The organism is Sphingomonas sp. NPDC092440 (assembly GCF_044754985.1).
Taxonomy (GTDB): Bacteria; Pseudomonadota; Alphaproteobacteria; order Sphingomonadales; family Sphingomonadaceae; genus Sphingomonas.
The window spans coordinates 354,057-376,282 of sequence record NZ_JBIVQA010000002.1 but is presented as its reverse complement, the minus strand read 5'-3'; the positions used below and the strand labels follow the sequence as shown (position 1 = coordinate 376,282).

The following is a 22,226-nucleotide window of genomic DNA, read 5'->3' as shown; positions in this document are numbered from 1 at the left end:
GCCGACCCGTCTCACAGCTCGAACCCCAGCGCATCCGCCACGGTGAAGATGTCCTTGTCGCCGCGGCCTGAGACATTGACCACGATGATCTGGTCCGGGCCCATCTCGCGCGCCTTGGTCTCCAGCGCCGCGAGCGCGTGCGCGCTTTCCAGCGCGGGGATGATCCCCTCCAGCTTGCAGCAGAGCTGGAAGGCGTCGAGCGCCTGTTGATCCGTGACGGGCAGATACGCGACCCGGCCGCTCTCGTGCAGCCAGCTATGCTCGGGGCCGATGCCCGGATAGTCGAGCCCCGCCGAGATCGAATGCGCCTCGGTGATCTGGCCGTCCTCGTCCTGGAGCAGATAGGTGCGGTTGCCGTGCAGGATGCCGGGCGCGCCGCCGGTCAGGCTGGCGGCATGCTGGCCGGTCTCGATGCCGTGCCCGGCGGCCTCGACGCCGATCATCGCCACATCGGCATCGTCGAGGAACGGATGGAACAGCCCGATCGCGTTCGATCCGCCGCCCACCGCGGCGATCAGCAGGTCGGGCAGGCGCCCCTCGGCCTTCTGGATCTGTTCGCGTGCCTCGGTGCCGATCACGCTCTGGAAGTCGCGGACCAGCTCGGGATAGGGGTGCGGGCCCGCCGCCGTGCCAATGATGTAGAAGGTGTCGTGAACGTTCGCGACCCAGTCCCGCAGCGCCTCGTTCATCGCGTCCTTGAGCGTCTCGGCCCCGCTGGTCACCGGATGCACCTCGGCGCCGAGCAGCTTCATGCGGAAGACGTTGGGCTTCTGCCGCTCGACATCCTTGGCACCCATGAAGATCACGCAGGGCAGGCCGAACCGCGCCGCGACGGTGGCGGTGGCGACGCCGTGCTGGCCCGCGCCCGTCTCGGCGATGATCCGCGTCTTGCCCATGCGGCGGGCGAGCAGGATCTGGCCGATGCAGTTGTTGATCTTGTGCGCGCCGGTGTGGTTCAGTTCCTCGCGCTTGAAGTAGATTTTCGCACCGCCGTAATGCTCGGTCAGCCGTTCGGCGAAATAGAGCGGGCTCGGCCGGCCGACATAATGCTCCAGCAGGTCGTCGAACTCGGCCTGGAAGGCTGGATCGGCCTTGGCGGCGCGATATTCGCGCTCGAGCTCGAGGATCAGCGGCATCAGCGTCTCGGCGACGAAGCGACCGCCGAACTGGCCGAAATGCCCGTGCTCGTCGGGAAGATTGCGCAGGCTGTTGGGCAGCGTGGTGGTATCGGTCATTGCGTCTCTCATGGGTTCGGATGGCGGATGCGGGCTCGGGAGCTAGCGATCAGCGCCATCGAAATCCGATGCGGACAGGGGCGAACGGCCTCAACATTGCGCCACCGCTTGGAGGAATGCGGCGATCTTGGCAACATCCTTGACGCCCGGCGCGCGCTCCACGCCCGAGGAGACGTCGACCAGCTTCGCGCCGGTGATGCCCACTGCCTCGCGGACATTGCCGGCATCGAGCCCGCCGGACAGCGCCCAGGGCAGCGGCTGGGGAATGTTCTCGAGCAGCTTCCAGTCGAAGCGCAGGCCCATGCCGCCCGGCAGCGCGGCGCCGTCGGGAGTCCTGGCGTCATACAGGATGCGGTCGGCCGCGCCGCGATAGGCTGCCGCCTGGCCGATATCGGCGCGGGTCTTCACCGCCACCGCGGCCCAGACCGGCACGCGCAGCCGGATCGCGGTGGCGCGCTCGGCCGAGGTCTTGTGGAGCTGCACCGCCTGGATGCCGGTGGCGAGCGCCGCGGAGAGCAGCGCTTCGTCGGGATCGACGAACACGCCGACTGTGCCGACATGCGCCGGCACGCGCCGGATCAGTGCCCGCGCCTGGTCGAAGCCGATATTGCGCGGCGAGGGCGGGAAGAACACGAAGCCGACATGGCTCGCCCCGCCGGCAATGGCGGCATCGAGCGTCTCGGGCGTGGACAGGCCGCAGATCTTGGCGGTAACGGGCATGCGGCAGCCTTAGGGCGATACGGCCGCGACGTCACCAGCCAAGGCCGCTAGGAAACGCCATGGCCGAACGCATTCTCGTCATCGGATCGCCGGGCAGCGGCAAGTCGACGCTGGCGCGCCAGCTCGGCGAGCGGACCGGCCTGCCCGTCCATCATCTCGACCAGCTTTACTGGCGGCCGGGCTGGGTCGAGCCGGACGCGAAGACCTGGCGCGCGCAGGTGCGGGCGCTCGCCGCCGGTCCGGGCTGGATCATCGACGGCACCTATGCCGGCACGCTTCCGGTCCGTCTTGCCACCGCCGACAAGGTGGTGCTGCTCGACCTGTCGCCGCTGCGCTGCTTCTGGCGCGTGATTCGCAGGATCCTCGGCCATCTCGGCAAGGTGCGGCCGGACATGGCAGAGGGTTGCCCCGAGCGCTTCGACCTCGGCTTTCTCGCCTATGTCCTGCTGTTCCGCCTCCGGACCCTGCCGCGCGTCGAGGCGATGCTGGAGGGCTATTCCGGCGACTTCGCCTGGCTCGGCAATCGTCGCGAGATCGCCGATTTCCTGAAGGACTTCAGAGGTCCTTGACCAGCACGTCCATGAACAGCGGCGGATCGAGCGGGATCACGAAATCGCGCTTCTCGCCCGAGTTCGCATAGCCGCGGCGCGCATAATAGGCGATCAGCTCGATCCGGGAGTCGATCACCGTCATCTCCATCCGCGCGGTGCCGAACACATCGCGCGCGCAATCTTCCGCCGCCGCGACCAGCCGCTTGCCGAGTCCGCCGGCCTGGAGCAGCGGGTCGACGCAGAGCAGGCCGAGATAGGCGAGGCGATCGCCCCTGTCCGTCACCTGGACGCAGCCGATCGGGCCATTGTCGTCCACGGCCACCAGCAGCCGCTGGGCGGGATCGGCCAGGATCGCCGCCAGCGTCGCCGGCTCGGTGCGGCTGCCTTCGGTGATCAGATCGGCCTCATGCGTCCAGCCCCCGCGCGCCGCATCGCCGCGATAGGCGCGCTCGATCACCTGGTGGAGGGCAGGCAGGTCGTCGGGCGTGGCGGGGCGGATCGTCAGCTTGTCGGACATGGCGGGTTCTGTCGGATGCCGGGGCGGCTTTGGCAAGCGCCTACTCCGCGGCACGCGCATCGAAGGCGGTGCGCGACGCCTCGATCCGTTCCAGGTTGCGGGCCGCCCAGACCCACACGCCGCAAAACGCCTCGGCCAGGCTGCCGCCCAGCTCGGTGAGCCGATAGTCGACATGCGGCGGGATCACCGGATGGACGGTGCGGATCAGCAGCCCGTCGCGCTCCATCTGGCGCACCGTCTGGGTCAGCATCTTCTGGCTGATCCCGCTGCACTCGGCGCGCAGCTTCGAGAAACGCAGCTCGCCATGTTCGGCGAGCGCCTCGAGCACGATCATCGTCCATTTATCGGCGACGCGGCCGATGATCTCGGTGACGAGCGCATCCACCCGGGGATCGAGAACGGGATAGCGATGGGGGTCGTAATCGGCCATGGTTTCCAGAAGGTATGTATGAATATTTTGGGTGCCTACTCCCCAATGGGTACCATGACACGATATCCAGCGTCCAGACATTCGCGGAAAGGAACCCGACATGGACATGACCGGCAACACCATCCTGATCACCGGCGGCGGCTCGGGCATCGGCCGTGCGCTTGCCGAGGCGCTGCACGCGCGCGGCAACAAGGTGATCGTCTCCGGCCGGCGTGTCGGCGCGCTGGAGGCCGTTGCCGCGGCCAATCCGGGCATGGCCATCGCAACGCTCGACGTCGCGGACGCCGAGGACATCGCCCGCTTCGCCCGGGCGATCGTCGCGGCGCATCCGGCGCTCGACATGGTGATCCACAATGCCGGGATCATGCAGGCCGAGCAGCTTGCCGCGCCGGGATCGGACCTCGCCATCGGCGAGGCGACGATCGCCACCAATCTGCTCGGCCCGCTGCGCCTGAACGCCGCGCTGCTGCCCCATCTGCTCGCCCGGCCCCGGGCGACCATCGCCACGGTGAGCTCGGGCCTTGCGTTCGTGCCGTTGACGGCGACGCCCACCTATTGCGCGACCAAGGCGGCGATCCACAGCTGGACCCAGTCGCTGCGCCATCAGCTGCAGGGCACCAATGTCGACGTGATCGAGATCGCACCGCCGGCGGTGGCGACCGACCTGATGCCGGGCCATGCCGAGAACCCCAATTCGATGCCGCTCGCCGACTATATCGCCGAGACCATGGCCCAGCTCGCGGCGGGCGCGGCCGAGAACCTGACCGAGCGCGTCAAGTTCCTCCGCTTCGCCGAGGCGCGGGGGGACTATGGAAAGGTGTTCGCCGTCCTCAACGACGGCACTCACTGATTGCTGGCGACCCAGTTGTTGGCGGGCAGGAAGGCGTCGCTCAGACCGTAACTGCCCTTGCAATAGCGCTTGCAACCCGCCGACGCCATGGTGTCGATCCGCGTGACATGGCCATTGGCGTCGCGCGTCAGCGCGAAGTCGATCCTGCACGCGCCGGCGGCCCAGTTCGCCTTGGCGGGCGAGGCGAGGGTGGCGATCGCGCCGGCCTCGCCATCGCCGGCCGGCAGCTTGCAAAGCGCCTTGCCGTCGAGATCTCGGCGCAGCGCGAAATCGAACTGCCGTGCGTCGATATGGTTGATCGTCAGCTGGGCGATATCGGCGGTCTTGTAACTGGCTTCCCACAGCTCCTCGTCGAAGCTGCGCAGGGAATCGCGCTGGACGATATAGTCGCGCTCCACCGAAGCGGGATCGCACGCCTTCGCGCAGCGGGTGCGCAGGATCTGCTGCCAGTCCCGTTGCTGGCCCCTGAAGGCCTGCTTGTCGAACAGGATGGCGAGCCTGGCCTTGTAGAGCGCCGCGACCTCGCCATCGAGCGCGCGCAGCTTCGGGCTGGCGCAGATCGTCTTCTCCAGCGGGTGGTTCGCCCTGGCGCAGTCGAAGCTGGCCGATTGCGGCGGAGAGGCGGCGTGAAGACTGGAGAAGGCGAGGAAAAGGCCAAAGAGTCCGAAACTCGCGATCCGCATCATCCCTGCCTCCTGCTATAGTGTCGCCTCGATTTCGCGCGCGGCCAGGTCGGGGTCCTGGGCCTGGGTAATGGGCCGGCCGATCACCAGGATCGACGCGCCGGCATCAAGCGCGGCGCGCGGCGTGACCACCCGCTTCTGGTCGCCCACCGTGCCGTTGGCCGGGCGAACGCCCGGAATGACGAAGAAGCCGTCGCGCCACAGCGCCTTGGCGGCGGCGACTTCGTTGCCGGAACAGACGATGCCGTCGACGCCCGCCGACTTGGCGAGCTCGGTCAGGCGCATCACCTGTTCGTGCGGATCGGGCCTGAGGCCGACCGAGACCAGGTCGCCGTCGTCCAGGCTGGTGAGCATCGTCACTGCCACCACCTTGGTGCCCGTCGGCGCCGCCGCCTTGGCGTCCTCGAGCATGGCGCGGCCGCCTGCGGCATGCACGGTCAGGATCGCGGGCTCCAGCGGGCGCAGCGCCTGGATCGCCTTGGCGACGGTGTTGGGAATGTCGTGGAACTTGAGGTCGAGGAAGATCGGCAGGCCGATCTCGTGCATCTCGTGCACTCCGGCACGGCCGTTCGCCATGAAGAATTCGAGGCCGAGCTTGATCCCGCCGACATGCGCCTTCACGCGCGTGGCGATGGCCCTGGCGCGTTCCAGGTCCGGCGTGTCGATCGCGACATAGACCGGGCTCATAGCGGGTCTCCCAGCGGCAGGGCCGTCTGGGGCGGGATCTGCACGGGCATGGGCACGGCCGCCGGCTCGGGCATCGCGTTGATCGCGCGCAGGTCGTTCAGGGCGCGCTCGAGCCCGGTGATCCGCTGGCGCATCCGCCAGCGCAGCGCGTGATAGGCGAGCAATACGGGCAGCAGCCCGGCGAGGAACACGAGGATCAGGAGCAGCGGCAGGCTGAAATCGGCGATCAGGCCGCTCCACAGGTGCACGTTCACGCGCTCGTCGCCATTGTAGATCACGAAGCCAGCGACAAGGCCGCCCAGCAACAGCCAGAACAGCACCTTCAGAAACCGCATTCCTCTCCCTTCCTGCGTGAGGTGGGAGTGGTTCTATGCCGGGAAGGGCGATTTGGCCAGCCTCGGCCGGAAACGGGATCGCGTCGCCTGCCCGGTCCCTACGGCCTGGTATAGCTCGCTTCGATCCGCTTGGCCGCCTTGTCGATCTCCGGGAACAGCGTGCTTTCGGTGATGCCCAGCAACTCGAGCGCGGCGCGGATGCCGGGCTTGGCCCTGGCGGGAATGATGAAGCGCGTTTCCTGGATCAGATGAGCGAAATTGATTTGCTTCGGCGGCTTCAGCCCATAGATGATGAACCCGCCCGCCTGCGACAGGATGCGGCGATTGCTCATCTTGGGATGGACATAATAGGGCTTGAACAGGTCGATCGGGTCGATGATCGGCAGGAAATGCGGCTTTTCCACCTGAATGAACCGGTGGAGCCGCTTATAGACCTGCTTTGCGTTCACGCGGTCCCGCTCGGCTTCCTTGTCGGTCCCCTTCACCCGGCCTTCGCGAATTGCGATGATCTCCGCCTTTTCTTCCTTGGTCATGTTGGCGAGATTGGCCAGGCAGCTGACCGAATCGCTGTCGAAATATTTCTCGCGCCCTTCCGGCACCGCAAAGGCGGTGACCATGCCGTCGGCGTGCCTGTCCTCCGGCCCGGGATCGGTGGCGAAATACAGCGCGACCAGCGGGTTGCGGGAAACGTCCATCAGCCGTGTCGGCAAGCCGAAATGCTGCATCCGCACCAGCCGGTCGAACATCGAATGGTCGCCGCCGAACTCGTGCGGATGCACCGAGATCAGGTCGCGGATCGCCCGCTTCTCGCATTCTTCGAGCTTCTTCAGATCGGGGCGGAAGAGCCCTGGAATATTCTCCCAGGACGAATCCCGTTGTCCCCGATAGCATTTGAAGAGCGGTTCCGCCGCTGCATAGGCCATCACCTTGCCGATGAAGTCGGTCAGGTCGGACACCGGTTCCGGGATCGTGACGGGGCCTGTGGATCTCTTCTTCGCGGGACTGGTCGTCATTCCCGGACCCCTAGGAGCCGGCACGCGCCTCGCAAGCGAAACAACAACGAGATCGGCAGCATCGCCCCGGCGGGCTAGCCGATCTCCGCCCGCAGCTCCGCGAACAGGCCCGGGATCTTCGTCAGCCTTGTCTCCTCCTCGTCGAGGATGGCGTGGAACGCCCGGCGCTTGATCGCCGCGGCGCGCTCCTCGGACGGGCGGTTCCCGGGGTCGAGCGTCGAGAGCACGATGTCGATCAGCCGGTCCGCGCCGTGCAGGCGCCCCCAGAGATAGTCGTTCTCGCGATAGGCGCGGCTGAAGAACGCGCCGAAGCTGTTGAACTGGATCCCCTTCAACGTCGCCTCGGCCCCGCCCGCGCGGATCGCCGTGGCGTCGTCGGGGGCGATGCGATCGACCCGGATCGGATCGAACTCGTCCACGCCCTCGCCCTGCAGCAGGGGCAGGGTGGCGATGTCGTAGAAGGGAAAGCCCAGATGGGAAAGGAGCAGCGGGCGGCGCTGCTCCTTGGCCAGGGTGCTCAGCCCTTCGGCGAGCCGCGCATCGGTCTCGCCGTCGAGCTTCTTCAGCTGCATCCGCTCGGCCAGCCGGTCGAGCATCGGCCCGGCGTCGTCGGTCATCATCCTGATCTCGTCGCGCAGATCCGCATAGGTGTCGGCGCGCTTGAGCTCGAGATAGGTTGCGAGCGAATCATAGATCGCCTCGCGCATCGGCCGCAGCATGCCGTGGCTGGTCGGCAGGTCGATCTCGGTGAGCCGGCGCGCTAGCAGGCGCAGGCGGCGGATGCGGAAGCCCAGGTCGTGGGCGCGCAGGAATTCCAGCGTCTCGGGCGAGGCGCCGTTGGAAAGCGTCGCGCCGAACCGGTCGGCCCCGCGCGACTGGACCGTGGCGGCCAGCGCCTCGCGGATCTCGTGCAGCCGCTCGGGGCCGTGCTGCTCGCCGACCGTGTAGAGCAGCCGCGCGGTGCGGTCGATCGCGCCTTCCACCTTCAGCAGGCCATAGGCGGTGTGGCCATAGCCGGCCTTGGCCGCCGCGGCGACCTGCGCGCGGCGGCGCCATGTCGCGAGCCGCTTGGGCGTGGGATAGTCGAGCCACAGCGTATAGCCGAACAGCGCCTCGACCTGGGTTTCCACTTCGGCGCGGATCTCGGCGACGATGGCCAGCATCCGCTCGATCCGGTGCGAGCGCCGGGCGATCTCGTCGAGATTGTCGCGGATCGGCTGCTCGCGCGGCAGTTCGGAGAGGGCGCCGATGATCGTCGCGAAGAAGCCGGGCTTCTTGTCCGCCTCGCTGCCGTAAAAGTCGAAGCGGAAATTGGGAAAGGGGTCGACGAAGATGAAGCGCCGGTCGACCTGGCGCCGGGCCGGCCGCTCCTTGAGCGCTTCCATGGCCGGGCGGAAGGGCGCGTTGGCCAGCACCGATCCATCGATCAGAATCGCCTTCTCGGCGCGGTTGTCCGCCCATTGGCGCGGCAGGACGCGTTCCAGAAAGGCGTCGCGTTGCGGCCAGGCCTGGTTCCGCTCGGTGAGCAGCTCGTCTATCTCGCCCACCGTCATCGGCGGGAAGGCGCCCGGGAAGCTGGAAGTGGCCCGGGCCGCGAAAGTGAGGCTGGCAGCATCGGCGAAGCGCTCGCCCGGCAGGCCGTGATCGGTGAAGGAGAAGACCAGCCGGTGCTCGTTCTCGATCACCGAGGTGGGCGAATTGAGCCGCAGCGCCTCCGGATGGCCGCGGAAATCGGTGACGGTGACGAACAGGTCGAGCGGCTGGCCGTCGGGCAGCAGGCGCTTTTCCCTGGGGCTCCGGGCCATGGCGGCGAAGGCTTCGAGGATGGTGTTGGCCAGCCGCTTGCCGCCGAACGGCGGCTCGAACCAGCGCGAGCGGACGAAATGCTCGAGCTTCAGCCGCACTTCGTCGCGCGCCTCCACCGCCACCGTCTCGTCCACGGTCTTGGAGCGATTGGCGACCAGCCAGGCGATCGGCACCGCCCAGATCTTGGCGAAGCGATGCGAGGGGCGCTGGCGCGGCTCGAGCAGCGCCTCGACATCGGCATTGTCCATCCACAGGTCGGTCAGCGGATCGAGCGACTGGCCGGTGGCGATGGCCTGGGCCAGGAACACGGTGTTGATGCCGCCCGCGCTGGCACCGGCCAGGATGTCGACCAGCACCCGCAGATTGACGCCCGAGGTCTCGCGGATCTCCTCGATCAGCTCGCGATACACGTCGGGCCGTCCGTCCGCGCCGTCGCGCTCGGCGCAGCTGGCGCGGGCGAGGCGCCACACCTCCTTGGTGATGCCGTGCATGTACACGGCCAGGCTGATGCCGCCGTAGCAGACGAGCGCGAGGCGCAGTTCCTTGTCGCGGGTTTCGGTCATCAGGCCTTTTGCAGTGTCGCCCAGATGGGCAGGTGATCGGAGGCGGTACGCGCCTGGAGGCTGTCATGCACGCCGGCATCGGTGATGGTCAGTTCCGGGCTTGCCATGATCCGGTCGAGCCGCGCCATCGGGCGCCGGGCATGGAAGGTCTTGCCGGTGGGGGCGAAGGCGAAATGGCCGGCAAAATCGCGCAGGCAGCCGGACTGGGCGCTCCATTCGTTCAGGTCGCCCATCAGGATCGTCGGATATTGGCGCGTGCTCGCCTGGAGATGGGTGATGATCGCATGCGCCTGGCGCCGCCGCCACAGGCCGGACAGATCGAGATGCATGCCGACCACGCGCACCACCGGCCCGCCGGCCAGGCGCAGATCGGCCATCACCGCGCCGCGCGGCTCGAGCGCGGGCAGGTGGATCGCCTCGCAATCGAGGATCTGCGCATCCTTGCGCACCAGCAGGGCGTTGCCGTGCCAGCCCATCGAGCGCGCCTTGGTGCCCAGGGGGACGGGCTTGTAGTCGCTATGCTCGGCGAGGAGATGCTGGGTGAGCACCGCCGAACGCTCGCCGAAACGGCGATCGGCTTCCTGGAGCGCGACGATGTCGGCATCGATCTCGCACAGCACCTGCAGCGTGCGCTCGGGCCGCCGCCGGCGGTCGGTGCCGATCGACTTGCGCATATTGTAGCTGGCGACCTTGATCATCGGCGCCCCTTATCGCGGGGCTTGCGGAACATGTGCAAGGGCCTCAGCTCGGATGCGCCTCGGCGCTGCCCTGGCTGGCGGCTTCGTGCGCCGCCGCGACGAGCCGGCGGCCGGTCTCCTCGGCGGCGCGGGGCGTCATCGCGATGGCGACGCCATCGGGGCCGTCGAGCAGCACCACGCCCTGTTCGGCGGTTGCGACTCCCGGATCCTCCGCGGGTTCGGCGGGCGAGATCTTCTGTCCCATGCTTTCTCCGTTCGCCATTCCCGCCACAGCTCGACGGGGATTGGAGACAAACTCGGGTGAACGGGAAAATATCCAAGGCTCGGGGGAAGATCGCCGGATTTCAGCGGCCGCCGGATTTCAGCGGCCGCCGGCTTCCAGCAGCCGGCGCGGGGCGGCGAGTTCCCAGCTGCGCGCTATCCGGTCGCCGACGAAATCCCAGTCGATATCGGGCCCGGCGAGCGAAATGCCCAGCCAGCCGATGCCGAAATAGGCCACCCTGGAATAGGTCTCGGGCGCGATGCCGATCAGGTTGGGACCTTCCTCTTCGTCGGCGGTCTTCACCGCGACAATGGTGCGGCCGTCGCCATGATGGTCGTGGCGGAACTGGGCGAACTGCTTGCCGGCGACGAAGAAGGTCGGCTGGCCGTGGCTCGGCCGCTCCTCGGCTTCGGGGAGCTCCAGCGCGATCGCGCGGACCTGGGCAAGGGCGGAGTCGGGATCGGGGCTCAGCGGCATAGGAACTCGGCGACTATCCGTGGATAGAGCCGATGTTCCTCCTTGAGCACGCGTTCCGCAAGGCTTTCCGGCGTATCGCCGGGCAGGATCGGCACTTCGGCCCGGCCGAGCACCTCGCCGCCGTCCAGTTCCTCGGTGACGATGTGCACCGATGCGCCGCCATGGCTGTCGCCCGCCGCGATCGCGCGGGCATGGGTGTCGAGCCCCTTGTACCTGGGCAGCAGCGAGGGATGGATGTTGACGATCCTGCTGCGCCAGGCCGCGACGAATTCGTCGCTGAGCAGGCGCATATAGCCGGCAAGGGCGATTGCCTCGACGCCTGCTTCGCGCAGGGCCGCATCGATCCTCGCTTCATATTCGGCCTTGGCCATGCCCTTGGGGCTTTGCGCGAAAGTGGCTATGCCCTGTCCGGCGGCCCAGGCGAGTCCCTCCGCCGCCGGCCTGTCGCTGGCGACGAGCGCGACCTCATAGGGGCAGTCGGGCGCCTTCGCGGCTTCGACCAGCGCCGCCATGTTGGAGCCGCGCCCGGAAATCAGGATGCCGAGCTTCCTACGCATTGTGCGTGGCGGACCACTCCGCGCGCGCGCTCCAGACTTCCTCGGCGCCGAACACGGTGCAGCCCCGCTCGCCCGCTTCGACGGTGCCGATCGCGAACACTTCCTCACCGGCTGCGTAGAGCGCTTCCTTCACGGCGTCCGCCAGCTCGGGCGCCACCACCGCGACCATGCCGATGCCGCAGTTGAAGGTACGCGCCATTTCCTCGGGCTCGACATTCCCCTGTGCCTGCAGGAAGGCCATCAGCCGGGGCAGGGGCCAGGAACCGGCGTCGATCCGGGCGTGGCAGCCCTGGGGGAGCACGCGCGGGACATTCTCGAGCAGGCCGCCGCCGGTGATGTGCGCAAGGCCGCGGATAGTGGCCTTGCGAAGTTGCGGAAGCAGGCTTTGCACATAGATGCGGGTCGGCGCCATCAGCGCGTCGAGCAGGATCACGTCAGGATCGAACAGGGCGGGGCGATCCAGCTTCCAGCCCTTGTCGGCAGCGAGCCGGCGGACCAGCGAGAAGCCGTTGGAATGGACGCCGGTCGAGCCCAGGCCGAGCAGCACGTCGCCGGGGCGGATCGCGCTGCCGTCGAGCAGCCGGTCGCGCTCGACTGCGCCGACGCAGAAGCCGGCCAGGTCGTAATCGCCCGCGGCATACATGCCCGGCATCTCGGCGGTCTCGCCGCCGATCAGCGCGCAGCCGGCCTGGCGGCAGCCCTCGGCGATCGAAGCGATCACGCGTTCGGCGGTCTCGGGCACCAGCTTGCCGCTGGCATAATAGTCGAGGAAGAACAGCGGCTCGGCGCCCTGGACGATCAGGTCGTTGGCGCACATCGCGACCAGGTCGACGCCAACGCCGTCATGCGCGTCATGATCGATCGCCAGCTTGAGCTTGGTGCCGACGCCGTCGTTCGCCGCGACCAGCAGCGGATCGGTGAAGCCGGCCGCCTTCAGGTCGAACACGCCGCCGAACCCGCCCAGATCGGCATCGGCGCCGGGCCGCCGGGTGGACTTGGCGAGCGGGCCGATCGCGCGGACCAGCGCGTTGCCGGCCGCGATCGAGACGCCCGCCTGGGCATAGGTATAGTTCTTCTGGTCGCTCATGCGGCGCGCATAGCGCCGTAGTACGAGAATCGTAACTCCAATTCGTCCCTAAATCGTCATCCCAGCGAAAGCCGGGATCTCGTGCGGCTCGATGCCTGCGGCCCGAGACCCCGGCTTTCGCCGGGGTGACGACTATTGTTTGTCACATCTACGCTTGGATTTCCCCGCTCGCTTCGCCAAAAGGGCCGCTGCATGACCCTTGCCCGCAAATCCCTCACCATCGGCATCGCCTCCGCGCTCGCGCTTGCGGGCCTTGGCGCCGTGTTCGCCGAAGGAGACGGGAAGAGCGGGGGCGGCAGCGCCGTGCCGATCGACGCCTCGGGCAGCTTCGAAGTGTCGGGCGTCGATGTCGATGTGAAGGGCAAGGACGCGGATGCCGCGCGCTATGGCGGCTGGCGGCTCGCCCAGCGCAAGGGCTGGGAGATGCTGTCGCGCAAGCTGACCGGCAAGGTTTCGGCCATGTCCGATTCGGCGCTCGATTCGCTCGTCACCGGCATCGTCGTCGAGAAGGAGCAGATCGGCCCGACGCGCTACATCGCGCGCCTCAGCGTGCTGTTCGATCGCAACAAGGCGGGCGGTATCCTGGGCGTCTCGGTGGCGGTGAACCAGTCGCCGCCGATGCTGATCGTGCCGCTGGAATATTCGGGCGGCGCGGGCTTGGTGTTCGAGCGGGAGACCGCCTGGGCGCGCGCCTGGAACCGCTTCAAGAGCGGCGGCAGCACGGTCGATTATGTCCGCGTGCAGGGCAACGGCCCCGATTCCATGCTGCTCAACGCGGGCCAGGTGCTGCGCCGCGGCCGCAACTGGTGGCGCTCGGTGCTCGATCAATATGGCGCCGCCGATGTGCTGATCGCCGAGGTGCAGCTGCGCCGCGAATATCCCGGCGGGCCGATCATCGGCATCTTCTCGGCCACGCACGGCCCCGATCGCCAGAAGATCGCCGATTTCGCGCTGCGGGTGGACAATGGCGATTCGCTCGACACGCTGATGGACGCCGGCGTCCAGCGGCTCGACAAGGCCTATCAACAGGCGCTCGCGCTCGGCCAGCTCAGTACCGACCGGCTCCTCGCCACCCGTCCGCCGGGCGCGAAGGCCGAGGAGAAGCCCAGCGACGAGGCGACCGAGGCGGCGACGCCCACGCCCGAGCCCAGCGTGGCCGCCGGCACCGCGATCAGCGTCCAGTTCGACACGCCCAATGTCGGCTCGGTCAATGCTGGCGAGGCGGCGCTGCGCGGCATCCCGGGCGTGCGCTCCGCCGTCACCTCGAGCCTAGCGCTGGGCGGCATCTCGGTGATGCGCGTTTCCTATGACGGCCAGATCGCCTCGCTGCACGCGCAGCTGGAGGCGCGGGGCTGGAGCGTGCAGGAGGGGCCGGGCGTGCTCCGCATCCGGCGTGCCGGCGGCGGCGGTGCCCAGCCGGCGCCCACGCCGCAGGCGACGGAAGCGCCGAACGGCGGATGACGCAGCTTCGCCTGCCGCTGGGACTGCCCGAAGCGCGCGAGACGGAATTCCTGGTCAGCGACTCCAACGCCCGCGCCGTCCACCAGCTCGATCATTGGGGCACCTGGCCCGTCATGTCGGCGCTGCTTGTCGGCCCGCGCAAGTCCGGCCGCAGCCTGCTCGCGCGCATCTTCGCGTCGAAGACCGGCGCGCGCATCTTCGACGATGCCGATCTCGGCAAGGAGCCCGAGGTCTTCCATGCCTGGAACCAGGCCCAGGCCGAGCATCGCCCGCTGCTGATCGTGGCGCAGGCCGCGCCGCCCGCCTGGGCGGTGAAGCTGCCCGATCTCAAGTCGCGTCTCGCCGCCTCGCCCCTGCTGGAGATCGGCCCGCCCGACGATGCGCTGATCCCCCAGCTGCTGGAGCGCGCCTTCGAACGCCACCTGCTCCATGCCCGGCCGGACGTCATCGCCTGGATCGCCAGGCGGATCGAGCGCAGCCATATCGCGATCCTGCGCGTTGCCGATGCATTGGAGCTGGAAGCGGGGCGGCGCTTGTCGATCCCGACGGTCCGCGCCACATTGGCCGCGGCTGGTCTCATAACCGAAACGGACGGTGACTAACGGCGATGGCCAAGGCAGCGAACAGGCAGGCCGTCGAAGGGACCCAGATGACCGAATTGCCGGAGAATTCCACGCGTTACTTCAACCGCGAGCTCAGCTGGCTCGCCTTCAACCGGCGCGTGATGGAAGAGGCGACCAATCCCGCCCATCCGCTGCTCGAGCGGCTGCGCTTCCTGTCGATCTCCGGCTCGAACTTCGACGAATTCTTCATGGTCCGCGTGGCGGGCCTGATGGGCCAGCAGCTCCAGAAGGTCGAGGCGCGCTCGGTCGACGGCCTCACGCCCGGCCAGCAGCTCGCGGCCATCTCCGCCGAGGCCGAGACCCTGGCCGACAACCAGCAGGCGGTGTGGACCGCGATCCGCACGGACCTGGCCGAGACCGGCATCCACGTCCTCGACGCCGATGCCATCGAGGGGGAGACGGAGACCTGGCTGGAAGGGCATTTCCGCGAGCAGATCTTCCCGATCCTCACGCCCCAGGCGCTGGACCCCGCGCACCCGTTCCCGTTCATCCCCAACCAGGGGTCGAGCGTGATCTTCGACCTGGTCCGCAAGTCGGATCGCGAGCCGGTGCGCGAGCTGGTGCTGCTGCCCACCGCGATCAGGCGCTTCGTCCGGCTGCCCGGCAATCCCGCGCGCTATGTCGCGGTCGAGGCGGTGCTCAAGCATTTCTCGCACCTGCTCTTCCCCGGCTACACATCGCTCGGCGCGGCGGCCTTCCGCGTGCTGCGCGACAGCGACATCGAGATCGAGGAAGAGGCCGAGGACCTGGTCATGACCTTCCGCTCGGCGATCAAGCGCCGGCGGCGGGGCCGGGTGATCCGCCTGGAGATGGAGGAGAGCATCTCGCCCGAGCTGGAGGCGGTGCTCAAGGAGGAGCTGGGCGGCAGCGAGGCGCTGCTTACCGAGACGGGCGGTTTCCTGGGCATCGGCGACCTCGCCATGCTGGTCGACGAGGACCGGCCCGACCTGAAGTTCACGCCCTATTCGGCCCGCTTTCCCGAGCGCATCCGCGAATATGGCGGCGATTGCTTCGCGGCGATCAAGGCCAAGGACATCGTCGTCCACCACCCCTATGAGAGCTTCGACGTGGTGCTCTCCTTCCTCGGCCAGGCCGCCGCCGATCCGGACGTGGTGGCGATCAAGCAGACGCTGTACCGCGCCGGCAAGCAGCCCCAGGTCATCAACGCGCTGATCGCCGCGGCCGAGGCCGGCAAGTCGGTCACCGCGGTGGTCGAGCTGAAGGCCCGGTTCGACGAGGAGCAGAACCTCTATTGGGCGACCGCGCTGGAGCGCGCCGGCGTCCAGGTCGTCTATGGCTTCATCGACTGGAAGACGCATGCCAAGGTCTCGATGGTCGTGCGGCGCGAAGGCAATGGCTATCGCACCTATTGCCACTTCGGCACCGGCAACTACCATCCGATCACCGCGCGCATCTACACCGATATCAGCTTCTTCACCGCCGATCCGCGGGTGGGCCGCGATGCCGCGCAGATCTTCAACTATGTCACCGGCTATGTGGAGCCGCACGGGCTGGAGTTGCTCGGTATCTCCCCGCGCGACCTGCGCAACCGGCTGGTCGAGCTGATCGACGACGAGATCGCCCATGTCCGCGCCGGGAGATCGGGCCAGATCTGGGCCAAGATGAACTCGCTGGTCGATCCCGCGGTGATCGAGAAGCTCTACGAGGCCAGCAATGCCGGGGTGGAGATCGAGCTGATCATCCGCGGCATCTGCTGCCTGCGTCCCGGGGTTCCGGGGATGAGCGAGAACATCAAGGTCAAGTCGATCGTCGGCCGCTTCCTCGAGCACAGCCGCATCTGGGCGTTCGGCAACGGCAAGGCGCTGCCCAATGATGGCGCGCGGCTGTTCATCTCCTCGGCCGACTGGATGCAGCGCAACTTCGATCGCCGTGTCGAGTTCATGCTGCCGATCCTCAACAAGACGGTGCACGACCAGGTGCTGGACCAGGTGATGGTGGCGAACCTGCTCGACAATGAGCAGAGCTGGGTGCTCCAGCCCGACGGGCATTATACGCGCATCGTGCCGGGCGAGGACGGCAGCTTCAACCTGCACCGCTATTTCATGACCAACCCGTCGCTCTCCGGGCGCGGCGCGGCGCTCGAATCGCGCAAGCCGGTGCCCAAGCTCCAGCTCAAGCGCCGCCGCGATCCGGCAAAGGCCAAGGCCAAGGTATGAACACGCTGCCGTTCCGCAGCGCGCGCACCAGGCCGGAAGGGGTTCAGGGCCGCACCGCGATCATCGACATCGGCTCCAACTCGGTGCGCCTGGTGGTCTATCAGGGCTCGGCACGGCTGCCGGCGACTTTGTTCAACGAGAAGGTGATGGCCGGTCTGGGCCGTGGCCTGGCCGAGACCGGGGCGATCGACGCCGCCAGCCTTGCCACTGCACGCGGCGCGCTCGCCCGCTTCGCCACGCTCGCGCGCGAGATGCAGGCGGACGAGCTGCGTACCGTGGCGACGGCGGCGGTGCGCGACGCCTCCAACGGGCGCGAGCTGATCGAGGCGGCGCGCGGCGTGGGCCTGGAGGTTGAGACGCTGTCGGGCGAGGAAGAGGCGATGGCCTCGGGCCTGGGCGTGCTTTCGGGCATTCCGGAGGCGGACGGCATCGTCGGCGATCTCGGCGGCGGCTCGCTGGAGCTGGTGCGCGTGGTCGCCGGCACGGTGACCGATCGCGTGTCCTTCCCGCTGGGCGTGCTCCGGCTGGGGGCGATCCGGGCAGAGGGCAAGACCGCGCTGGATCGCCGCGTCGCCCGGCTGCTCGGCGATGCCGGATGGAAAGGGCGGGGGAAGGGGCTGCCCTTCTACCTGGTCGGCGGCTCGTGGCGCAGCCTTGCCCGGCTTGACATGCACCTGAAGCATTATCCGCTGCCGATCGCGCATCAATATCCGATGGCGGTCACGCGGATCGGCGAGCTGGCCAGCTCGATCGCGGCGATGCCGCGCGCCGATCTGAAGGCGATCCCGAACATCTCCAGCGCCCGCATCGGCTCGCTGGAGGATGCGGCGCTGCTGCTTGGCGTGGTGCTCCGGCAGCTCGGCAGCAAGGGCACGATCGTCTCGGCCTATGGCTTGCGCGAGGGGCTGCTCTTCCAGCGGCTCTCGCCCGAGCAGCGCCAGGAGGATCCGCTGATCGCTGCGACGCGCGACGAGGGCGAGCGGCTCGGCCGATTCCCGGAGCATGGCGACCTGCTCGATCGGTGGATCGCACCGCTCTTTGCCGGCGAGCCGCACGAACTGGCCCGCCTGCGCCACGCTGCCTGCCAGCTCGTCGATGTGGGCTGGCACGCCAATCCGGAGTTCCGCGCCGAGCGCGGCCTGGATGCGGCGCTGCACGGCAATTGGGTGGCGATCGATTCGATGGGGCGCGCGGCGCTGGGGCAGGCGCTCTATACCGCGCTGGGCGGCGGCCTCGACACGCCGGCGCCGCTGCCGCAGCTCGCCGATGACGACACTTTGTGGCGCGCCAAGCTGTGGGGCCTGGCCATCCGCCTCGGCCAGCGCCTGTCAGGCGGCGTCGCCGCGCCGATCAAGCGCTCGGAGCTGCACATGGACGAGGAGACGCTCGCCCTCTGTCTCGATCCCGAGGACGAGGCGCTCTATGGCGAAGCGGTGGAGAAACGCCACAAGGCGCTCGCCGCGGCGTTCGGCAAGGGGCCGGTGCTGGAGGTGTGAGCATGCCGTCCGGAGGGCTTCGCCACCCGCGTCGTCGGGCGGGCGGCGATTCCGGACGCTCCGCCAGGCCCTATACGCAGCGCATCCCGGTGATCCGGCCGCGCTCGTTGAGATCGACGGTCAGCCGGTCGCGGCGATAGTCCATCGTGATCGCTTCGCCCGGGCGCACCACGCGGACCGACGAAGCACCGCTGCGGGCGCGCAGCCGCGACTGGAGCCGTGGCGACATCTGCGCGCCCACGAACCCCTGCACCGCGCCCGCATTGCACATGCGTGGTCCCGGCATCGGGCCGGGATGGCCGTCCATGCAGCCTGTGGCCAGCAGGGCGGTCGCGATCATGCCGATAGCGCGCATCCAGTCTCTCCTCGATCGCCCCCCGGCCGCGCCGCTTATATCCCGGACGCGAAACGAAGGGGAGAGGCGTTTCAGCCGCAATGGGCGGAGGCGATCTTCCCGTCGGCGTCGAGGTGCAGGTTGAGCCGGTCGGGCCGGAAATCCATCGTCGCGGCGGCATCGGGCGCGAGCCAGCGTATGGTCTTCGCGCCCGAGAGCCGCAGCGCCTCGGCCTCTGCCTCGGGGCCGCGCGGCTTGCCGTTCAGCCCGCCCAGCCGCTCGGCATTGCATTCCACGCCGGGGACCGCGCGGGGCGGCCCCTTCGGGGCGCAACCGGCCAGGGCGAGCAGGGCGGTGGCGAGCGGGAGAGCGAGGCGGATCATTCGCCGGGTTCCTCGGTTCGAGTCATCTTCAGCTTGCCGTTCTTGACGGTGAACCCGAGCTGCCCCTCGACCAGCGCCAGCGCGTCGCGGCCGAACTGCTCATAGCGCCAGCCATCGAGGATCGCGAGCCCGTGGCGCACCCCGGCCGCCAGCGATTCGAGATCGTCCGAGCGGGCGAGCAGGCGCGGGGCGACGTTGATCTCCTTCGCGCGGATCTTGAGCAGCAGCTTGAGCAGGTCGGCGACCAGCGCACCGTCCTTGCCGAGCGAGGGCTTGCGGTCGTCGCGCGGGGGCAGCTCGTCGGAGGACATCGGCGTGGCGCCGTCCAGCGCCGCCATCAGCCGTCCGCCGATGTCGTTGCCGGCCCAGGCTGCCGACAGGCCGCGCACCTTGCCCAGGTCGCTCTGCTTGCGCGGCGGGTTGCCGGCGAGGTCGGCCAGCGTCTCGTCCTTGACGATGCGGCCGCGCGGCAGGTCCTTACCCTGCGCCTCGAGCTCGCGCCAGCGGCCGAGCGCCTTGAGGCGGCCCAGCACCTCGGGCTTGCGGCTGGAGACCCGCACGCGCTGCCAGGCCTCGTCCGGATCGTTATGGTAGTTCTCCGGATCGGCGAGCCGCTCCATCTCCTGGTCGAGCCAGGCACCGCGCCCGGTCTTCTTGAGCTTCTCCAGCATGCGCGGGAAGATCTTGGAGAGGTGCGTGACGTCGGCGATCGCATAGTCGATCTGGCGCTTGTCGAGCGGGCGGCGGCTCCAGTCGGTGAAGCGGGCGCCCTTGTCGATCTGGAAGCCGAGATAGGTGTCGACCAGGTTCGAATAGCCGATCTGCTCGCCCAGCCCGAGCGCCATGGCGGCCACCTGGGTGTCGAACAGCGGGTGCGGAGTCTTGCCGGTGAGGTTGTAGACGATCTCGATGTCCTGCCCGCCCGCGTGGAAGACCTTCAGCACTTCCTCATTGTCGACCATCAGGTCGAGCAGGGGCGTGAGGTCGATCCCGGGCGCCATCGGGTCGATCGCGGCGGCTTCCTCGTCGTCGGCGATCTGGATCAGGCAGAGTTCCGGCCAATAGCTGTTTTCCCGCATGAACTCGGTGTCCACGCAGATATAGGGCTTGTTGGCGAGGCGGGCGCAGAGGTTGGCGAGAGTCGCGCTGTCTTCAATCAGACCATGGATATGCATCCAAGGCCCATAGACCGGTCTTCGGGTTGACAAAAGTGGGGTCTGCAAGGAATGCGCGCCCACGCTAATTTATTCGTCATCCCCGCGAAGGCGGGGAGCCAGGGCCCAAGGCGACGTCGCTCGCGACCCTGGCCCCCCGCCTTCGCGGGGGTGGCGAGCAAGGGAAAGACCGGAAATGCACGCCTATCGCACGCACACCTGCGCCCAGCTCCGTGCCGAACATGTCGGCCAGGAAGTCCGCATTTCGGGCTGGATCCACCGCACCCGCGAGCATGCGAACGTGCTGTTCGTCGACCTGCGCGATCATTATGGCATCACCCAGGTGGTGATCGAGACCGGCTCGGATCTGTTCCCGATCGTCGACAATGCCGGCCCCGAGTCGGTGATCACGGTAACCGGCAAAGTCTCCGCCCGCTCGCCCGAGACGCTCAATCCGAAGCTCGACACCGGCGAGATCGAGATCTTCCCGACCGCGGTGGTCGTCCAGTCGCAGGCGGCGAAGCTGCCGCTGCCGGTGTTCGGCGATGCCGAATATCCCGAGGAGATCCGCCTGCGGAACCGCTTCCTCGATCTGCGCCGCGAGAAGGTCCACAAGAACATCATGCTGCGCTCGAGCGTCATCGCCTCGCTGCGCCGCCGGATGATCGACCAGGGCTTCACCGAGTTCCAGACGCCGATCCTCACCGCGTCCTCGCCCGAGGGCGCCCGCGACTATCTCGTCCCGTCGCGCGTCCATCCGGGCAAGTTCTACGCGCTCCCCCAGGCGCCGCAGATGTTCAAGCAGCTGCTGATGGTCGCCGGCTTCGACAAATATTTCCAGATCGCGCCCTGCTTCCGCGACGAGGACGCGCGCGCCGATCGTTCGCCGGGCGAGTTCTACCAGCTCGACTTCGAGATGAGCTACGTGACGCAGGACGACGTATTCGCCGCGATCGAGCCGGTGCTGCACGGCGTGTTCGAGGAATTCGCCGACTGGGAGGGCATGGGCCGCAGCGTTTCCGCTCTGCCGTTCAAGCGCATCCCGTACCGCGAATCGATGCTGAAGTACGGCAATGACAAGCCCGACCTGCGCAACCCGCTGCTGATCACCGACGTCTCTGAGTTCTTCAAGGGCTCGGGCTTCGGCCGCTTCGCCTCGATCGTCGAGGGCGGCGATGTCGTCCGCGCGGTGCCGGCGCCGGGCACGCACGAGAAGAGCCGCAAGTTCTTCGACGACATGAACAGCTGGGCGCAGAGCGAAGGCTTTCCGGGCCTCGGCTATGCCACCCAGAAGGACGGGGTGTTCGGCGGCCCGATCGCCAACAACCACGGCCAGGACGGCATGAAGGCGATCGCCGACGCGATGGGACTCGGCCCGAACGACGGCATCTTCTTCGCCGCGGGCAAGGAAGCCCAGGCCGCCAAGCTCGCCGGCCTGGCACGTACCCGCGCCGCCGAGCAGCTCGACCTGATCGACAAGAAGCGTTTCGAATTCTGCTGGATCGTCGACTTCCCGATGTTCGAATATGACGAGGACGCCAAGAAGGTCGACTTCAGCCACAACCCCTTCTCGATGCCGCAGGGCGAACTGGAAGCGCTGGAGACCAAGGACCCGCTCGACATCCTCGCCTATCAGTACGACATCGTCTGCAACGGCATCGAACTGTCGTCGGGCGCGATCCGGAACCACCGTCCGGAGATCATGTACAAGGCGTTCGAGATCGCCGGCTATACCCAGGCCGATGTCGACACCAACTTCGCGGGCATGATCAACGCCTTCAAGTTCGGCGCCCCGCCGCACGGCGGCTCGGCCCCGGGCGTCGACCGCATCGTGATGCTCCTCGCCGACGAGCCGAACATCCGCGAAGTGATCGTCTTCCCGATGACCCAGAAGGCCGAGGACCTGATGATGCAGGCGCCTTCGTTCGTCAGCGAGAAGCAGCTCAAGGAGCTCAACATCCGCCTCGCCCCGCAGGTCGCGGCGGACCTCGCCAAGAAGGGCACCGACGGCATCGTCGATCCCGCGGCGGGGTGAGCCGGTATCGATAGCGTCAATTGTCGAGCGCCCCGCGCGCAGATGCCCTTCTAACCGGCGGACTGGGCATGTTTGGATGGTTCAAGAGGAAA

At 68.1% G+C, this 22,226-nt stretch carries 24 protein-coding genes; 7 read left to right on the top strand and 17 right to left on the bottom strand.

The genetic code is table 11. The features are described 5' to 3' along the window. Positions 1 to 11 precede the first annotated feature (11 nt). Together trpB and ACIQCS_RS04700 are read right to left on the bottom strand one after the other, a co-directional pair. Complete coding sequence (gene trpB, locus ACIQCS_RS04705) at positions 12 to 1,235, bottom strand: tryptophan synthase subunit beta (protein ID WP_345846772.1); 1,224 nt, start codon at positions 1,233 to 1,235, stop codon at positions 12 to 14. 90 nt (positions 1,236 to 1,325) lie between these two features. Then, the gene (locus ACIQCS_RS04700; protein ID WP_345846771.1) at positions 1,326 to 1,955 is read right to left on the bottom strand and encodes a phosphoribosylanthranilate isomerase; all 630 of its coding nucleotides are present in this window, start codon (positions 1,953 to 1,955) and stop codon (positions 1,326 to 1,328) included. 59 nt (positions 1,956 to 2,014) lie between these two features. On the opposite strand from ACIQCS_RS04700, the gene ACIQCS_RS04695 reads away from it, so the two are divergent. Then, on the top strand, positions 2,015 to 2,524 hold the full coding sequence (locus ACIQCS_RS04695; RefSeq protein WP_345846769.1) for a topology modulation protein: 510 nt from the start codon (positions 2,015 to 2,017) through the stop codon (positions 2,522 to 2,524). On the opposite strand, the gene ACIQCS_RS04690 is transcribed toward ACIQCS_RS04695, so the two are convergent. Both ACIQCS_RS04690 and ACIQCS_RS04685 read right to left on the bottom strand, forming a co-directional pair. Then, a complete protein-coding gene (locus ACIQCS_RS04690) occupies positions 2,511 to 3,023 on the bottom strand; it encodes a GNAT family N-acetyltransferase (RefSeq protein ID WP_345846768.1) in 513 nt (170 codons plus the stop codon). The genes ACIQCS_RS04695 and ACIQCS_RS04690 overlap by 14 nt on opposite strands. Positions 3,024 to 3,063: 40 nt before the next feature. Continuing rightward, entirely contained in the window at positions 3,064 to 3,453 is a 390-nt protein-coding gene (locus tag ACIQCS_RS04685) for a helix-turn-helix domain-containing protein (RefSeq protein WP_345846766.1), read from the bottom strand. A gap of 100 nt (positions 3,454 to 3,553) precedes the next feature. Here ACIQCS_RS04685 and ACIQCS_RS04680 point away from each other — a divergent pair, with 100 nt between their 5' ends. Continuing rightward, positions 3,554 to 4,303 carry an SDR family oxidoreductase gene (locus tag ACIQCS_RS04680; RefSeq protein WP_345846765.1) on the top strand — a complete coding sequence of 250 codons (750 nt, stop codon included), beginning with the start codon at positions 3,554 to 3,556 and terminating at the stop codon, positions 4,301 to 4,303. Here ACIQCS_RS04680 and ACIQCS_RS04675 read toward each other — a convergent pair. The 10 genes from ACIQCS_RS04675 to purM all read right to left on the bottom strand — a co-directional run bounded on the left by ACIQCS_RS04675 (position 4,297) and on the right by purM (position 12,471). After that, the gene (locus ACIQCS_RS04675) at positions 4,297 to 4,989 is read right to left on the bottom strand and encodes a lysozyme inhibitor LprI family protein (protein WP_401530184.1); all 693 of its coding nucleotides are present in this window, start codon (positions 4,987 to 4,989) and stop codon (positions 4,297 to 4,299) included. The genes ACIQCS_RS04680 and ACIQCS_RS04675 overlap by 7 nt on opposite strands. A 12-nt stretch (positions 4,990 to 5,001) precedes the next feature. Continuing rightward, positions 5,002 to 5,673, bottom strand: coding sequence for an orotidine-5'-phosphate decarboxylase (gene pyrF, locus ACIQCS_RS04670; RefSeq protein ID WP_345846762.1), 672 nt, complete (start codon positions 5,671 to 5,673; stop codon positions 5,002 to 5,004). Further along, positions 5,670 to 6,008, bottom strand: a complete 339-nt coding sequence (locus tag ACIQCS_RS04665; RefSeq protein WP_345846759.1) for a lipopolysaccharide assembly protein LapA domain-containing protein — start codon at positions 6,006 to 6,008, stop codon at positions 5,670 to 5,672. Before ACIQCS_RS04665 ends, pyrF begins: the two co-directional genes overlap by 4 nt. A gap of 98 nt (positions 6,009 to 6,106) precedes the next feature. Beyond that, complete coding sequence (locus tag ACIQCS_RS04660; RefSeq protein WP_345846757.1) at positions 6,107 to 7,021, bottom strand: FRG domain-containing protein; 915 nt, start codon at positions 7,019 to 7,021, stop codon at positions 6,107 to 6,109. 74 nt (positions 7,022 to 7,095) lie between these two features. After that, positions 7,096 to 9,390, bottom strand: coding sequence for a patatin-like protein (locus ACIQCS_RS04655; protein ID WP_345846756.1), 2,295 nt, complete (start codon positions 9,388 to 9,390; stop codon positions 7,096 to 7,098). After that, on the bottom strand, positions 9,390 to 10,088 hold the full coding sequence (locus tag ACIQCS_RS04650; RefSeq protein ID WP_345846754.1) for an endonuclease/exonuclease/phosphatase family protein: 699 nt from the start codon (positions 10,086 to 10,088) through the stop codon (positions 9,390 to 9,392). The genes ACIQCS_RS04655 and ACIQCS_RS04650 overlap by 1 nt, the downstream gene beginning before the upstream one ends. A 43-nt stretch (positions 10,089 to 10,131) precedes the next feature. After that, the gene (locus ACIQCS_RS04645; RefSeq protein ID WP_167299025.1) at positions 10,132 to 10,332 is read right to left on the bottom strand and encodes a hypothetical protein; all 201 of its coding nucleotides are present in this window, start codon (positions 10,330 to 10,332) and stop codon (positions 10,132 to 10,134) included. Positions 10,333 to 10,449: 117 nt separating this feature from the next. Further along, the gene (locus ACIQCS_RS04640; RefSeq protein WP_345846750.1) at positions 10,450 to 10,827 is read right to left on the bottom strand and encodes an MmcQ/YjbR family DNA-binding protein; all 378 of its coding nucleotides are present in this window, start codon (positions 10,825 to 10,827) and stop codon (positions 10,450 to 10,452) included. Continuing rightward, positions 10,818 to 11,384, bottom strand: a complete 567-nt coding sequence (purN, locus tag ACIQCS_RS04635) for a phosphoribosylglycinamide formyltransferase (RefSeq protein WP_345846747.1) — start codon at positions 11,382 to 11,384, stop codon at positions 10,818 to 10,820. Before purN ends, ACIQCS_RS04640 begins: the two co-directional genes overlap by 10 nt. Further along, positions 11,377 to 12,471: a phosphoribosylformylglycinamidine cyclo-ligase gene (gene purM / locus ACIQCS_RS04630; RefSeq protein ID WP_345846745.1), complete on the bottom strand. Its 1,095-nt coding sequence runs from the start codon at positions 12,469 to 12,471 to the stop codon at positions 11,377 to 11,379. The genes purN and purM overlap by 8 nt, the downstream gene beginning before the upstream one ends. Before the next feature lie 192 nt (positions 12,472 to 12,663). On the opposite strand from purM, the gene ACIQCS_RS04625 reads away from it, so the two are divergent. Genes ACIQCS_RS04625 through ACIQCS_RS04610 form a run of 4 tightly spaced genes read left to right on the top strand, consistent with a single transcriptional unit; the run spans position 12,664 to position 18,228 of the window. Next, positions 12,664 to 13,932, top strand: coding sequence for a heavy-metal-associated domain-containing protein (locus ACIQCS_RS04625; protein ID WP_345846743.1), 1,269 nt, complete (start codon positions 12,664 to 12,666; stop codon positions 13,930 to 13,932). Beyond that, positions 13,929 to 14,534 carry a chromosomal replication initiator DnaA gene (locus ACIQCS_RS04620; protein WP_345846741.1) on the top strand — a complete coding sequence of 202 codons (606 nt, stop codon included), beginning with the start codon at positions 13,929 to 13,931 and terminating at the stop codon, positions 14,532 to 14,534. The genes ACIQCS_RS04625 and ACIQCS_RS04620 overlap by 4 nt, the downstream gene beginning before the upstream one ends. Before the next feature lie 47 nt (positions 14,535 to 14,581). Continuing rightward, positions 14,582 to 16,732, top strand: coding sequence for an RNA degradosome polyphosphate kinase (locus tag ACIQCS_RS04615; protein ID WP_401530176.1), 2,151 nt, complete (start codon positions 14,582 to 14,584; stop codon positions 16,730 to 16,732). Then, entirely contained in the window at positions 16,729 to 18,228 is a 1,500-nt protein-coding gene (locus ACIQCS_RS04610) for a Ppx/GppA family phosphatase (protein ID WP_345846737.1), read from the top strand. Before ACIQCS_RS04615 ends, ACIQCS_RS04610 begins: the two co-directional genes overlap by 4 nt. Positions 18,229 to 18,298: 70 nt before the next feature. Here ACIQCS_RS04610 and ACIQCS_RS04605 read toward each other — a convergent pair whose 3' ends face one another. The 3 genes from ACIQCS_RS04605 to rnd form a co-directional block, all read right to left on the bottom strand. Further along, the gene (locus ACIQCS_RS04605) at positions 18,299 to 18,583 is read right to left on the bottom strand and encodes an I78 family peptidase inhibitor (protein ID WP_345846736.1); all 285 of its coding nucleotides are present in this window, start codon (positions 18,581 to 18,583) and stop codon (positions 18,299 to 18,301) included. Positions 18,584 to 18,654: 71 nt separating this feature from the next. After that, positions 18,655 to 18,945, bottom strand: a complete 291-nt coding sequence (locus ACIQCS_RS04600; protein WP_345846735.1) for an I78 family peptidase inhibitor — start codon at positions 18,943 to 18,945, stop codon at positions 18,655 to 18,657. Continuing rightward, positions 18,942 to 20,120: a ribonuclease D gene (gene rnd, locus ACIQCS_RS04595; protein WP_345846733.1), complete on the bottom strand. Its 1,179-nt coding sequence runs from the start codon at positions 20,118 to 20,120 to the stop codon at positions 18,942 to 18,944. The genes ACIQCS_RS04600 and rnd overlap by 4 nt, the downstream gene beginning before the upstream one ends. Positions 20,121 to 20,295: 175 nt before the next feature. Here rnd and aspS point away from each other — a divergent pair, with 175 nt between their 5' ends. Beyond that, entirely contained in the window at positions 20,296 to 22,134 is a 1,839-nt protein-coding gene (gene aspS, locus ACIQCS_RS04590) for an aspartate--tRNA ligase (RefSeq protein ID WP_345846730.1), read from the top strand. The last annotated feature ends 92 nt before the right edge of the window (positions 22,135 to 22,226 follow it).